This is a genomic window from Bradyrhizobium manausense (assembly GCF_018130615.1).
In the GTDB taxonomy this organism is placed as follows: Bacteria; Pseudomonadota; Alphaproteobacteria; order Rhizobiales; family Xanthobacteraceae; genus Bradyrhizobium; species Bradyrhizobium manausense_A.
The window spans coordinates 117,294-130,962 of the sequence record NZ_JAFCKB010000014.1; the positions used below are offsets into that span (position 1 = coordinate 117,294).

Consider the following 13,669-nt stretch of genomic DNA (forward strand, 5'->3'; position numbering starts at 1 on the left):
GTTGTGGGAGGCAGCACTCCCGGACGACGAGTATTCGCCAAACTACTCCCTGGGGTTATGGGTCCCGGCCTTCGCCGGGACGACGACTGAGTGTGCGGCGTCTGTGTCGCTTCGCGCCAACGACGGTGGTAGACATGACCCATGTCCAAAGTCACTCCCGCCACGCGCGCGCTCACGGCCGCCGGTGTTGCCTTCACCGTTCACACCTACGACTACGATCCCGACGCCGAGAGCATCGGCCTGCAGGCCGCCGCTGCACTCGGTGAGGATCCCGCGCGCGTCCTCAAGACGCTGATGGCATTGGTGGACGGCAAGCCGGTCTGCGTCGTCGTTCCTTCCGACCAGGAAGTCTCGATGAAGAAGCTCGCCGCAGCCGTCAGCGGCAAGTCGGCGCAGATGATGAAGCCGCCCGAGGCCGAGCGCCTCACCGGCTACAAGGTCGGCGGCATCAGCCCGTTCGGGCAGCGCAGGAAGGTCGGCACTGTGATCGAGCTGAGCGCACTCGCGCATGATCTAGTCTATCTCAATGGCGGCCAGCGCGGCTTGCAGGTGCGGCTCAAGCCCAGCGATGTGAAGGACGTCACGAAAGCCGTCGCCGCGGACGTGCTGGCGTGAGCGCCTACTGCTTCTGAAGCAGCTTCAGCCGGCAGCGCAGCGCCTCGCGAATATGCGCGCGCGCGAGCTGTTCGGCCTTGTCGCCGTTGCGCGCGGCGATGGCGTCGATGATGGCCTGGTGCTCGCCGTGGCTGGTCGAGGGACGGCCGGTTATCGTGAAAGTGGTCGGGCCGAGCAGGGCGATCCAGTCCTGCAATTCGCGCGAGGCATTGTCGAGATAACGGTTGCGCGCGGCGCGGCAGATCGCTTCATGAAAGGTGCGGTTGAGCTTCGCCATCTCGGCGGCGTCGGTCGCGGACGCCTCGACAAGGGCCTGCTCGATATCCCTGAGTGCGTCGACCTCGGGCGCCGAAGCATGTTCGGCAGCGAGCCGTGCGGCCGCACCCTCCATGATCTCGCGCATGGCGTAGAGCTCGAGTACCTCGGATATGTCGAGGTTGCGGACAATCAACCCGCGCCCGCCGGCCGGCTCGACGAAGCCGCGTGCCGCGAGGCGCCCCAGCGCTTCGCGCACCGGCGTGCGGCTGACCTTCAGCCGCTGCGCCACTTCCTCCTCGCGGAGACGATCGCCGGCGCGATAATTGCCAGCCTGAAGCGCCTCGCAAAGCGAGCGGAATACGGCTTCGCCCAGCGCGACGCCGGCGCCGCGCGTGATCGATCCGCCTGCTTTTGCCGGGCGCCTTGCCATGGTCCCTCGACGCGCAGGGCGCATCCTGCTCATGCAGAGATGCCGCTTGCGCGAATACTGTATATCTTTGTATACAAAAGTACGCAATGATGGATGCGGTTGACCGGAGCCACCGGCGGGCAGAATGGCTCTAACTTCGTCGCATCGGGCAGACGGTATGAGCAGCAAATACGACGTGCTGGTGATCGGTGGCGGCAACGCGGCACTGTGCGCGGCGATCGCTGCGCGCCGCGGCGGCGCCTCCGTGCTCGTGCTCGAAGGCGCGCCAAAATTCTATCGCGGCGGCAACACCCGCCACACCCGCAACATGCGCTGCGCCCATGATGCTGCCACCGAAATCCTGACCGGTCCCTACACCGAGGAGGAGTTCTGGGAGGACCTGCTGCGCGTCACCGGCGGTCAGACCGACGAGGTGCTTGCGCGCCACATGATCCGGGAGTCCAAGGACATCCTGAACTGGATCGTGGAGCAGGGCGTGCGCTGGCAGCCGTCGCTCGGCGGCACGCTGAGCCTCGGCCGTACCAACTCGTTCTTCCTCGGTGGCGGCCGGGCGATGCTGAACGCGCTCTATCTCACCGCCGAACAGCTCGGTGTCAATGTCGCATACGACGCCGAGGTCACCGACCTCGTGATCGAGGACGGCATGTTCCTCGCCGCGCGCCTGAAGCGGCCGATCAACGGCGAGACCGAGATCCGCGCCACCTCTCTGGTGGCCGCGGCCGGAGGCTTCGAGGCCAACATCGAATGGCTCAAGCAATATTGGGGCGAGGCGGCCGACAATTTCCTGATCCGCGGCACGCCCTATAACCGCGGCTCGATCCTGAAGATGTTGCTCGACAAGGGCGTGCAGGAGGTCGGCGATCCCACCCAGTGTCATGCGGTCGCGATCGATGCACGCGCGCCGAAATTCGACGGCGGTATCATCACGCGCCACGACTCCGTCGTGTTCGGCATCGTCGTCAACAAGCACGCTCAGCGCTTCTATGACGAGGGCGAGGACCTCTGGCCGAAGCGCTACGCGATCTGGGGCCGGCTCGTCGCGGCGCAGCCCGACCAGATCGCCTACATCATCTTCGATTCGACCGTGGTCACGAGCTTCATGCCGACGCTGTTCCCGCCGATCGCCGCGCGAACGGTTGCCGAGCTCGCCGGCAAGCTCGAGCTTGAACCGGCCGCGCTGGAAAACACGATCACCGAATTCAACGCCGCAGTGCGGCCCGGTACCTTCGATCACACCGTCCTGGACGATTGCGTGACCGAAGGCATCACGCCGCCCAAGACGCACTGGGCGCGCAAAATCGAGACGCCGCCTTATCTCGCCTATCCGGTGCGGCCCGGCATCACCTTCACCTATCTCGGGACGCGCGTGACCAAGGAGGCGCGGATGCTGATGGCTGACGGCAAGCCGTCAGGCAACATGTTTGCGGCCGGCGAGATCATGGCCGGTAACGTGCTCGGCAAGGGCTACGCGGCCGGCATGGGCATGACCATCGGCAGCGTGTTCGGGCGGATCGCAGGACGGGAAGCGGCGAAACATGCACGGAACTAGAATCCTGAACGAAGCCGATCGTCTGATGACGGTCTGCAATTCCTGCCGCTACTGCGAGGGTCTTTGCGCGGTGTTCCCGGCGATGGAGATGCGGCGCGCCTTCTCCGACGGCGATCTCAACTATCTCGCCAACCTCTGTCATGCCTGCGGCGCCTGCTACGTCGACTGCCAGTTCTCACCGCCCCATGAGTTCAACGTCAACGTTCCCAAGACGCTCGCGGTCGCGCGCGCCGAATCCTATGCGGCCTATGCCTGGCCGCAGGCACTGTCCGGCGCTTTCACGCGCAACGGCCTCGTCATCAGCGTCATCGCAGCGCTCAGCATGGCCGCTTTCATCCTCGGCTTCGCCGCGCTGAACGACCACAGCGCGCTATTCGGTGTGCACACCGGCGCCGGGGCGTTCTACAAGTTGATGCCGCATAACGCGATGGCGGCGCTGTTCAGCGCCGCCTTTCTTTACGCGATCCTCGCGCTGGGTATGAGCCTGCGCGCCTTCTGGCGTGACATCGGGACGCCGATCGGCGGACGGGCCGAGGGCGGTTCGATCTTTCAGGCGATCCGCGATGCCGGTGAGTTGCGCTATCTCCATGGCGGTGGGGTCGGCTGCTACAATGAGGACGACAAGCCGACCGACCGGCGCAAAGTTTTCCATCATTTGACGTTCTACGGCTTCCTGCTGTGCTTCGCCGCGACCTCGGTGGCCACGCTGTACCACTATCTGCTCGGCCGGGAGGCGCCATATCCGGTGTGGGATCTGCCTGTGGTGCTTGGCACGCTCGGCGGCATCGGGCTCATCGTTGGTCCGATTGGCCTGTTCCTCGCGAAAACGCGCCGCGATCCGGCGCTGCTCGACGAGAACCGCTACGGCATGGATGTCGGCTTCATCGCCATGCTGTTCCTGACCGGCCTCACCGGCATGCTGCTTCTGATCCTGCGCGGGACCGTCGCCATGGGGCCGTTGCTGGCGCTGCATCTTGGGGCGGTGTTCGCACTGTTCATCACCATGCCTTATGGCAAGTTCGTGCATGGCATCTATCGCTTCGCCGCGCTGGTGCGTTACGCGCAGGAGCGGCGGCCGGCGGCGTGAGTGGTACCCGACCGGAAGCGCCCCTCGCGCAGGAAAGCGATGGTTTGTGCGATCACGGTGGCGTGGCTTGGAAGTCCGGTATGCGATGCCTTCACGACGATATGGTCGGTCATGCCGGCCAGTACTGCATTTTGCACGGTGACTCGTCCGTCATTGGGCCTCGGTAGAATGAAGAGGCCGGCGACAGGATCGATGAAGCGATTTCCCGCGATCACCCCGACGGGATAGTCCACGGCGGCCGGGGCGCACGATCGGAGTGCAGTTGTGAGCTCGAGCCCGGCGGGCCCGTAGAATACGCGGTACAGCCGGGATCCGCTCAGGAGATCGGCGACTTCGCTGCCGCCGTTCGGCGTGCCCAGCATCACGACGCCGCCAAGCCGGTTCGGCCGGTGTTTGGCGATATAGGCGCGCGTCACGAGACCGCCCATCGAATGCGCGACGAAATGGAGCGGGGCGTCACGTTCAGCGAAACGGGCGATCGCCGGGTGGATATCGTCGGCGAGCACGGCGATTGGCCTCTCGCGGCTCGCATAGTCGATGTTGAGCGTTGCAAATCCGGCTGACTGGAGCGCCCGCTCAAGGTGTTTAAGGGATGCGGAGGTGCGCGCGATGCCATGAAGCAGAACCACTCCTGGCCACCGCGCGCTGTCCATTTCAGGCGCCTCGCGCATCTCTCTTACGCGACCTCGCGCTCCGGCGAGGAGGCCTGCTCGCGGGCCATCGTCGTCGCAGTGACATAGTCGGTCTTGCCGGTGCCGAGCAGCGGCACCTTGTCGACCACCATGATGGCCGCAGGTACGGTCAGCTCGGACGCGCCGATCGCCTTGGCCTGGCCCTGCATCGCGCTGCGCTCGGCGTTCTTCTCCGTCGTCAGCAGCACGATGCGTTCGCCCTTGCGCTGGTCGGGGATCGACACGGCGACCGAGGCGGCCTGCGGCCACAGCGTGGTCGCGATGCTCTCGACCGCCGACAGCGAGACCATTTCGCCCGCGATCTTGGCAAAGCGCTTGGCGCGGCCCTTGATGGTGATGAAGCCGGCCGCGTCGATCGCGACGATGTCGCCAGTGTCGTGCCAACCTTCGGGAAGCACTTCGAGCACGCCGGGATTTTCAGCCCGCAGATATCCGAGCATCACGTTCGGTCCGCGCACCGATAGGCGTCCGCCTTCCTCGATGCCGGGGACCGGGTCGAGCTTGCTCTCCATCAGCGGCGAGAGGCGGCCGACGGTGCCGGGACGGTTGGCCATCGGCGTGTTCATCGCTAGCACGGGCGCCGTCTCGGTGACGCCATAGCCTTCGAGGATGCGGATGCCGTAGCGCTCCATGAACACCTGGCGCGTCCGGTCCTTGACCGCCTCCGCGCCGGCGATCACCAGGCGCAGGGTGCGGAAGTCGTAGGCATGGGCCGAGCGCGCATAGCCGGTGAGGAACGTATCGGTGCCGAACAGGATCGTGGCGCCGGTCTGGTAGATCAGCTCGGGCACGATCCGGTAGTGCAACGGCGAGGGGTACATGTAGATCGGGATGCCCGCGAGGATCGGCATCATCATGCCGCCCGTGAGGCCAAACGAGTGGAACACCGGGAGCACGTTGAACACCTTGTCGTCGGCGTTGGCATCGACCCGAGCCAGCGCCTGCGCCGCGTTGGCGAGGATGTTGCGATGGGACAGCACGACGCCCTTGGGCGTGCCTTCCGAGCCCGACGTGAACAGCACGACCGCCGGATCGTTGGCCTGGCGGGCGACGCGCGGCGCGGTGCCGGCGAGCAGGCCCTTGATCTTGTCGACTGCTCCGATCGAGGCGCGAACGTCCTCGAGATAGACGATTCGGGCCTCGGCCGAGATCGCAGCCATCAGCTTGTCGAGCTTGCCCTTCTCGATGAAAGCCTTCGACGTCAGCACGGTCTTGACCTGCGCGGCCTTCATGGCGGCAAGCACGTTGACCGGGCCGGCGGAGAAGTTGAGCATCGCCGGAACGCGGCCGATGCTTTGCAGCGCCATGAAGACGACGGCGACGCCCGCGGAATTCGGCAGCAGCACGCCGACATTCTCGCCGGCCGTGGTGCCGGTCTCGAGCTTGCGGCTCAGGACCTGCGCGCCGAGGATCAGCTTGCGATAGGTCAGCTTGGTGCCGAGTGCGTCCTCGATGATGACCTTACCGGTGTCGCGGTCGCGATAAGCGTGGCCGAGCGCTTCGAACAGCGAGTGATCGAGCATGGCGTTCTTGACCATCGCATCGATCATCACGTCCTGGAGCGCGGCGCCGGCGGCGTTGCGCCGCGCCTTGCCCTTGAGTGATTCATCGATCGGCAGCTTGACCGGGGGCAGGATCGTGACCGTCACCCGCGGAAACCAGGAGCGCTTGATCTGGCTGGAGTTGAGGTAGCTGAGATGGGAGCGCTGCGCACCTTCGATGCGAACGGGCACGACGACGGCATCGGCCTTGTCGGCGATCATGGCGGTGCCGTCATAGACCTTCATCAGCGAGCCGGAGACGGTGATGCGTCCCTCCGGGAAGATCACGACCGGCTCGCCGGCAGCGACCAGCTTGATCAGGTCGCGCGCAGCCAGCGGCTTGCTCGGGTCCATGGTGTAGTGCTTGACCACGCGCAGGAACGGCTTGGCCCACCAGGCCTTGGAGATGCCGGTATCGACCGCGAAGCTCGCATCGATCGGCAGCACGGCGTGCAGCAACGGGCCGTCGATCAGGCTGACATGGTTCGGCGCGATCAGCATGCGGGTGCCGGGAGGCGGCAGGTTCTCGAGCCCGCGCACTTCGGTGCGGAACAGCGCGCGGAACAGCAGTCCGCCGAAATCGCGGACGCCTTCCTTGCCCCACTTCGTCAGGACGAACCACACCGCGCCGAAGCTGGCGACGCCGAGGCCGAAGAAGATCCAGCCGACATGCAATCCGCCTGCCTGCAGCAGCGCGACGAACAGCGAGCCGACCACCATGAAGGCGGCCTGCAGCACGTTGCCGGCGGCGATGATGCGGGCACGTTCATTTGGCAACGACCAGGCCTGCACGGCGGCGAAGGAGGGAACGACGAACAGGCCGCCGCCGAAGGCGAAAGCGACGAAGTCGACCAGCATGCGCAAGCCGGCGAAAGAGGTCGCAAAGTCGACCGCTGCGATGTCCTGGCCCTTGGTAGCCACAGCGATGGCCCAGGCAAGATCAAGGCCGGCGCAGCCCATGATGATGGCGCCGATCGGCACCAGTGCGAGGTTCGGCCGAACGTGGCTCAAGCTGGCCGCGAACAGCGAGCCGATGGCGATGCCGATCGCGAAGATCGCAAGGCACAGCGTCACCACGCCCTCGGTCCCGCCGACGACATCCTTGACCAGCGCCGGCAGTAGCGACAGCACGATGGCGCCGACCAGCCAGAACCAGGAGACGATCACGGTGCCGTCCCACAGCCGGTGATCCGCGTGCAGCGTCTTGAGCAGGCTGAGCGTCGAGGTCCAGGGATTGGCATCGACGGGCAGATCAGATGCGGACGGCGTTGTTTGAGGAATGCGGGACGCAAAGGCCCAGGACAGCAGGGCCAGCACGACGACCGCCGATGCGACCCAGCCCATATGGGCGGAGCCGGCCACGAACTGGCCGCCGGCGACGGTGCCGAGCAGGATCGCCATGAAGGTTGCGCCTTCGACCAGTGCGTTGCCGGTCGCGAGCTCGCCGAGCGCGAGCTGGTCCGGCAGCATGGAATATTTCACGGGACCGAACAGGGCGGCGATGATGCCGAACAATGCGAGCGCTGCGAACAGCAGCGGCACCGAGTGCAGGAAAAAGCCGGCGGCGGCAAAGCCCGCCGCGAAGATCTCGGCGAATTTCAATCGCCGTGCGACGACCGATTTGACGTATTTGTCGGCGAGCTGCCCGCCAAGCCCTGACAGGATGAAATAGGGAAAGATGAAGACGGCGCCTGCCACCGTCACCAGCGCATCGCCATGGCCTGTCGCCGCACTGTAAAGCAGGATGATGACGAGCGCGTTCTTGAGCACATTGTCATTGAGCGCCGAGAAAAATTGCGCCCAGAACAGCGGCGCAAAGCGGCGTGACGACATCAAATCCCTGATCATGACTAGTCCTGTTTTGGAAAGGCAGCCTGAGGTTGTTACCTTGTCGGTGAAATGTCACGACCGGAAGGCTATGGGAGGAGCGATTTGCAGGTGACGATGGTCGCCGGCCTGCTGTGTCCCCCTCGGTCCCTCCGATCCTGTTGGTCTCCAAGTGCTCTCGTTAGGTTCGCAAATATCCCGTCGCGGCCGCAGTATCGGGCGGAAATGCCGCGCTTGCCGGGATATCGCCCGGGGGCGATAAGGAAAAGCTGAACGGCATCTCTGACATCAGCGAAGTCGGCCACGAATGTCCTGACATAGTAAGTCCTTTGTTGCATCCGGCCCTCGCATTCGAATGGACCCGCATGCGTGGACGCCTCTCCTCAGGTGAGATGAGCGAGATGGCGAAAGGGGTTCAAGCGGCCGAGCAGGCTGAAGCGGCGGCCCTCGTGGCGGGCACTGGCGCGGCTCGCCCGCCACATCCGGAAGGTCGCGCGCCGCTCGGTGAGCACGCCGGCAATGTCGCAGGCATTTGCGATGCGATCGATCGGGGCCATGACGAACCGCAGCAGCGCGCGGCCGAGCCTGGTCACGAGAGCCGCAGCGTCATCGATGAAGGTGGAGGCGATATCAACAGCAAGGGTTTGCATTTTGCAGGTCTCCAGGTTAATTTGAACATTGTTCAAATGAGTAGCTTGAAAATGAACAATGTTCAAGAAGAATCGCTGCGAGATCAGAAAAAAAATCGGCGCCGGCTCCAGATCCTGGAGATCGCCCGTCGCATTATCGCAACTAAGGGATTGAGATCGTTGAAGGTTCGGGACGTGGCCGAGGCCGCCGGCTGTTCGGTCGGCAGCGTCTATAACGAGTTCGGCGACTTCGACGGGGTGATCCTGACGGTCAATCGGGAGACGGTTCAGGCGCTGACGATGCGGCTGGGCGGGGTTCCGGCCGAGGACCCGGTCCGCCAGCTCTATGGTCTGGCCGAGACCTATCTCGACTTCTTCGCCGAGCACGCCAATCTGCTGCGCTCGCTGTTCGAGCATCGGATGGAGGACGATCGTCCTTATCCCGACGACATCCTCCAGATGGTGATGGATGCCTTCGCGTTGATGCATCCGCCGCTGGTGCGGGTGCTACCGGATGCGGATGACGTGAAGATCGCGCTGCTGTCGCGCACGCTGTTCTCGGCAGTGCACGGGATCATCTCCCTGGGCCTCGAAGAGCGCATGGTCGCCGTGCCGCCGCAGATGCTGCGTCAGCAAGTCACGCAGTTCCTGGACGCGCATCTCGTGGGTCTTGGCATCCTGCCGGCACGCTAACTGGGACGGCCGCTGTCACGCGCGCGCAGCTTCGCGCGGCCTGGTGGCGACGACAACGACGTCCGGTTTCCCGTTGTCGACCTGAACCCGGTTGCGTCCCTTTTCCTTGGCGCGATAGCAGGCGGCATCCGCCCACCGCATCGCCTCCTCGAGTGTGGTATTGCCGTCGGCAATGCAGGCAACGCCGATGCTGGCGGTCACCGCAAAGCAGCGGTCGTCCCAGGCGAAGTTGAACAGCTCGAGCGACCGCCGCAACCGCTCGGCGATATCGACGGCGTCGTAGGGCGCGCATTGCGGCAGGACCAGTCCGAATTCGTCGCCGCCGAGCCGGGCGACCAGATCGTGCGCTCGCCGGTCCCGCTGCAGCAATTGCGCGACCTGACACAGCAACCGATCGCCGGCGAGATGGCCGCAACTGTCGTTGACGCTCTTGAACTGGTCGAGGTCGAGCAGGATCAGGCTGAGTGAGCCTTCACCACGACTATCGAGCTCGCTCTGCAGGCGCGCCTCGAAGGCTCGCCGGTTGGCGATACCGGTCAGCCAGTCATGCGAGGCCTGGAAGGCGAGCCGCTCCTTTTCGGCATGCAGCGCATCCTCGAACGCCTGCCGCTGCAGCACCAATCGTCGCGTGTGCCAGATCAGGAGCAGGATCAAGCTCGCGGCGGTCGCGATGTTCAGGCATGTCAGCGTCAGCTTGATGGCGCGGGAGCCTTCTCCCAGCACGGTCGAGAACCGCTCGGCATGCCCCGTGAACTGCCGGTTCAGCTCGGAGAGCCGCAACGACAGGGTTTGCAGGCGGTGGCTGTCGCCAATCGGACCGTTCCTCAATTCACTCCGGATGACTTCGCCGAAGACGCTGAGCTCCAGCAGCATCGGGTCAGTGGCAGTCCACTCCCGGATCGCTTCCCGGAAGAAGCTGACCTGGTTGAAATAGCGGTACAGCCAGATCAGGCCGGGCACGTCATCCGGGTGGTTCCCGCCCTGCAAAAAGCCGATGCGCGCGGTCTCGACGTCGACCGGATCGCGCTCAAGCGCGCATCTTGCATATTCGTCACCGATCGGAACGGCGAGCGATGTCTGGTACTCTGCGAACTGGCTGGCTTCGCCCGAATGCAGATAGAGATTGAGAAAATAGACGGCGTTCTTCTGCGAGCGCGACCACATCGCCTCGCCTGCGACATAGGCGCGAACCGACGACATCACTTCCAAGCTGAATCCGGCAATCGTCGCCTGGAGCACAACGACCATGACGAAGGGCGAGACGAGCTTGATCACGTGAAGGAAGCTGCGTTCCCTCGCCGACGTTGCTTTTCTGCGAAACACTGCGTTCCCCAAATCGCTCAACGACCCCAGCGGAGCGGTCCGCTGATAACGCGAATAAGACGGGAACGCTGCTTAACTCGACCTGAAATTGTCGAGAGACCGTGGCGCAAGGTGAAAGCGCCATGAAACGGATGCGCGCAGATCGCAGCAAATGCGACGAAGCCGGAACCGCCGCGGCATCACCGCGCAGATGTCGCGAATCCAAACGTTGCGATTTACTCGATCGAGAGAATTTGGCCCGGCGCTAGACCAGCACCGGCTTGCGGACGCGGCCGGCGTCGCCGAACACACGCAGATAGCGCTCGATCTCCGAGGGCATGCCGGTCGCCTTCTCCGGATTGTCGGAGAGCTTGACGGCCGGATGTCCGTCGACCGACGATACCTTGCAGACCAGTGAGATCGGATCGAGATTGAACGAGCCGTCGGGCGCGCAGCCGACGAAATCATTGGTGAGGTTGGTGCCCCAGCCGAACGACAGTCGTACGCGGCCGGCGAAGTGGTGATAGGTCTCCTCGATCGAGCCGACATCCATCGCGTCGGAGAACACAAGCAGCTTGTCTTTGGGGTTGCGGCCCTTCTTCTCCCACCAGGCGACGATCTCCTCGCCGGCCTGGATCGGCGGCGCGCTGTCGGGGCGGAAACCGGTCCAGTCGGCGACCCATTCCGGGGCATCGCGCAGGAAGGCCTTCGTCCCGAAGGCGTCCGGCAGCGCGATCAGCAGATTGCCGCCATAGGTCTGGCGCCACTGGTCGAGGATGCGATAGGGCGCCCAACGCAATTCCTCGTCGTCCCTGGCGAGCGCGGCCGCGACCATCGGCAGCTCGTGCGCATTGGTGCCGATTGCCTCGAGATCGTTGTCCATCGCGAGCAGCACGTTGGAGGTGCCGATGAAGGACGGTCCCAGCCCCTCCTTCACCGCTTCCACGCACCAGCGCTGCCAGAGGAAGCCGTGGCGGCGGCGGGTGCCGAAGTCGGACAGCCGCAAATTCTCGAGTCCACGCAGCCGCTCGACCTTGGTCCACAGCTTGGCCTTGGCGCGGGCATAGAGCACGTCGAGCTCGAAGCGGCCGCGGCCTTTCATCGCCGAACGCGAGCGCAATTCGTTGAGAATGGCGAGGGCGGGAATCTCCCACATCGTGGTGTGAGCCCAGGGCCCGTGGAAATGCAGCTCGTACTGGCCCTCGACCTTGCGCAGCTCGTATTCGGGAAGGCGGAATTCGGCGAGCCAGCGGATGAAGTCCGCCGAGAACATGTGGGTCTTGCCGTAGAAGGTATTACCGGCAAGCCAGATCAGCTCTTTCTTGGTGAAGCGGATGGTGCGGGCATGGTCGAGCTGGGCGCGCAGCTCGCCCTCGTCGATGATCTCGGCGAGCCGCACATGGCGCGAGCGGTTGATGACCGAAAATGTAACCTGCTGATCCGGGTATGATTCCCGAATCATTTGTAACATCAATAGCTTATAGAAGTCGGTATCGAGCAGGCTGCGGATGATGGGATCCAGCCGCCAGCTGTGATTGTAGGTTCGGTTCGCAATGTCGGTCACTGTCATGACCGAATTCTAGCGTGGCCGACCGCGCGCAACCAGTGGGTTTGGCGAGAGGGCAGGGCCACGCCCCACCCTCGGCGGCAGCGTTGCCCGGGGCGGCCGCCTCAGCGGCAGCGTAGTCTCTCCATCCTATTCCCTACATCGCGTCGAACTGTCCAGTGAGCGTGACGCGCGGGCCGTGCGTGTAGCGGTCTGGCGTGAAACCGGAGCCGGAGGAGCCGGCCTGGTTGAACACGTTGATGAACGTGTCGAGCCGATAGCCTGCGCCGAGCTTCAGGTTTTGCGTCAGCCAATAGGACACGCCGACCTGAATGTCGGCACTTAGTATGCCGGCAAAGAGTCGATCACCGCCCGTCGCGAGCAGGTCCGTGGCAGAGGGAGCCGGGCCTGTCACGACGGTCATGGTCCTCGCCGTGACCTGCGACTGCTGCCGCCCGAACAGCAAGGCGACGTCACCGTTATAGTCGAACGACCATTTTCCGGCGAATGGGACCGAGCCTTCGACGCCGATAAGAGGTCCTGCACCCAAGAAGCTCGCCCGCGTGTCGTTGAAATTCGAGAGCGTGAAGGAAGCGCCGCCAAGCGTAGCGGCCTGGACATCCGAATTCCAACTCCGGGTGACGAATTCGGCGACGCGAACACCGCCCTTCAACTGAAGCGCGTCTGGCCCGTGCCCGGCAATGTCACGTCCCACCGCAAGATCGGCAAGCCAGTGAGTTTCCTTGTATGCAGCCCCAAAGGTCTCCGTTCCCACGGCCCCGCCGCCGGCGATGGCGATAGTTCGCTGGCCGTCGGTCTTGCCGCCTTCACCGTAACGGAATTGGCCGCTGATGTGCCAGGGAGATCCGGCGAAGCGATGGTCGAATCCGACGGCCGCTTCCCAGCCCACCTCGGGTGTCAGATCGAATGCACCGGTCACACCATTATTGTCGTAATTGTTGAACACTGGATCTCCGCCGCTCCAGATAGCGCCGCCTTCGATCCAAGCCCTGAACTGCCCCGGAGCTCCAGGTGGGAGTGCCTTGACCGGCAGGTCGGCGGCGTAGGCTTGCAATGGGCTACTGCTCCGTTGCGTCGGAGTCGACATCGCGGCGGACGCACTGCTTTCCTGCCGAGATCGGGCGACGGTCCCGGCGGATGCGATCGCCGCGCTTGCGCTTTGCGATTTCAGCCGTGCGTTGTCCCGAAGCAGCCGCTGGCTTTCGCGCAACGCGGTGTTTTCCTTCCGGATCGCGTCGCTTTGCCTTTCGAGAACTTCGAGGCGCGCCTTGGTGTCTTCGAGCTCACCGGCCACGGCGCCCGTCGACGTCAATGCCGCACTCGCGCCGAGCATGACTGCAATAATTTTCTTCATTGTATGCACCTCGTCCCGCACCAGTTCCAGTTGCGCGCACCGTGAGGGCGAATCGCGGATCGCGCATCAACCAGACGGTTGAACTCGGCCGGCGGTCGCGCATGGCGCGATATTTCAGGACGTTG

Annotated in this window: 10 protein-coding genes; 4 read left to right on the forward strand and 6 right to left on the reverse strand. The window is 64.3% G+C overall.

All coding sequences use genetic code 11. The features are described 5' to 3' along the window. Nucleotides 1-141: 141 nt before the first annotated feature. Nucleotides 142-615, forward strand: a complete 474-nt coding sequence (ybaK, locus tag JQ587_RS24355; RefSeq protein WP_212426961.1) for a Cys-tRNA(Pro) deacylase — start codon at nucleotides 142-144, stop codon at nucleotides 613-615. A gap of 4 nt (nucleotides 616-619) precedes the next feature. Here the strand turns inward: ybaK and JQ587_RS24360 are convergent, their stop codons facing one another. Then, complete coding sequence (locus JQ587_RS24360) at nucleotides 620-1,303, reverse strand: GntR family transcriptional regulator (protein ID WP_212426962.1); 684 nt, start codon at nucleotides 1,301-1,303, stop codon at nucleotides 620-622. 157 nt (nucleotides 1,304-1,460) lie between these two features. Here JQ587_RS24360 and tcuA point away from each other — a divergent pair, with 157 nt between their 5' ends. Next, nucleotides 1,461-2,852, forward strand: a complete 1,392-nt coding sequence (tcuA, locus tag JQ587_RS24365; protein ID WP_212299892.1) for an FAD-dependent tricarballylate dehydrogenase TcuA — start codon at nucleotides 1,461-1,463, stop codon at nucleotides 2,850-2,852. Beyond that, nucleotides 2,839-3,939, forward strand: coding sequence for a tricarballylate utilization 4Fe-4S protein TcuB (tcuB, locus tag JQ587_RS24370; RefSeq protein WP_212299891.1), 1,101 nt, complete (start codon nucleotides 2,839-2,841; stop codon nucleotides 3,937-3,939). The genes tcuA and tcuB overlap by 14 nt, the downstream gene beginning before the upstream one ends. Here the strand turns inward: tcuB and JQ587_RS24375 are convergent. Both JQ587_RS24375 and JQ587_RS24380 read right to left on the reverse strand, forming a co-directional pair. Next, nucleotides 3,909-4,610 carry an alpha/beta fold hydrolase gene (locus JQ587_RS24375; RefSeq protein WP_212299890.1) on the reverse strand — a complete coding sequence of 234 codons (702 nt, stop codon included), beginning with the start codon at nucleotides 4,608-4,610 and terminating at the stop codon, nucleotides 3,909-3,911. The two genes, tcuB and JQ587_RS24375, sit on opposite strands and share 31 nt — an antisense overlap. A gap of 5 nt (nucleotides 4,611-4,615) precedes the next feature. Next, nucleotides 4,616-8,020, reverse strand: a complete 3,405-nt coding sequence (locus JQ587_RS24380) for an acyl-[ACP]--phospholipid O-acyltransferase (protein ID WP_212299889.1) — start codon at nucleotides 8,018-8,020, stop codon at nucleotides 4,616-4,618. Between the two features lie 680 nt (nucleotides 8,021-8,700). On the opposite strand from JQ587_RS24380, the gene JQ587_RS24385 reads away from it, so the two are divergent. Then, nucleotides 8,701-9,321, forward strand: a complete 621-nt coding sequence (locus tag JQ587_RS24385) for a TetR/AcrR family transcriptional regulator (protein WP_212427005.1) — start codon at nucleotides 8,701-8,703, stop codon at nucleotides 9,319-9,321. A 15-nt stretch (nucleotides 9,322-9,336) separates the two neighbouring features. Here the strand turns inward: JQ587_RS24385 and JQ587_RS24390 are convergent, their stop codons facing one another. The 3 genes from JQ587_RS24390 to JQ587_RS24400 all read right to left on the reverse strand — a co-directional run bounded on the left by JQ587_RS24390 (nucleotide 9,337) and on the right by JQ587_RS24400 (nucleotide 13,544). Beyond that, the gene (locus JQ587_RS24390; RefSeq protein WP_212426963.1) at nucleotides 9,337-10,644 is read right to left on the reverse strand and encodes a GGDEF domain-containing protein; all 1,308 of its coding nucleotides are present in this window, start codon (nucleotides 10,642-10,644) and stop codon (nucleotides 9,337-9,339) included. Between the two features lie 244 nt (nucleotides 10,645-10,888). Next, nucleotides 10,889-12,193 (reverse strand): nicotinate phosphoribosyltransferase, encoded by a 1,305-nt coding sequence (gene pncB / locus JQ587_RS24395; RefSeq protein WP_212426964.1) that lies wholly within the window; start codon nucleotides 12,191-12,193, stop codon nucleotides 10,889-10,891. A gap of 133 nt (nucleotides 12,194-12,326) precedes the next feature. Beyond that, entirely contained in the window at nucleotides 12,327-13,544 is a 1,218-nt protein-coding gene (locus tag JQ587_RS24400) for an Lpg1974 family pore-forming outer membrane protein (protein WP_212426965.1), read from the reverse strand. Nucleotides 13,545-13,669 lie beyond the last annotated feature (125 nt).

Excerpts from the sequence above, each read along its gene's own strand:
- ybaK (WP_212426961.1), top strand. The coding sequence starts at position 142 with ATGTCCAAAGTCACTCCCGCCACGCGCGCGCTCACGGCCGCCGGTGTT.
- JQ587_RS24360 (WP_212426962.1), bottom strand. The coding sequence starts at position 1,303 with ATGGCAAGGCGCCCGGCAAAAGCAGGCGGATCGATCACGCGCGGCGCC.
- tcuA (WP_212299892.1), top strand. The coding sequence starts at position 1,461 with ATGAGCAGCAAATACGACGTGCTGGTGATCGGTGGCGGCAACGCGGCA.
- tcuB (WP_212299891.1), top strand. The coding sequence starts at position 2,839 with ATGCACGGAACTAGAATCCTGAACGAAGCCGATCGTCTGATGACGGTC.
- JQ587_RS24375 (WP_212299890.1), bottom strand. The coding sequence starts at position 4,610 with ATGCGCGAGGCGCCTGAAATGGACAGCGCGCGGTGGCCAGGAGTGGTT.
- JQ587_RS24380 (WP_212299889.1), bottom strand. The coding sequence starts at position 8,020 with ATGATCAGGGATTTGATGTCGTCACGCCGCTTTGCGCCGCTGTTCTGG.
- JQ587_RS24385 (WP_212427005.1), top strand. The coding sequence starts at position 8,701 with ATGAACAATGTTCAAGAAGAATCGCTGCGAGATCAGAAAAAAAATCGG.
- pncB (WP_212426964.1), bottom strand. The coding sequence starts at position 12,193 with ATGACAGTGACCGACATTGCGAACCGAACCTACAATCACAGCTGGCGG.
- JQ587_RS24400 (WP_212426965.1), bottom strand. The coding sequence starts at position 13,544 with ATGAAGAAAATTATTGCAGTCATGCTCGGCGCGAGTGCGGCATTGACG.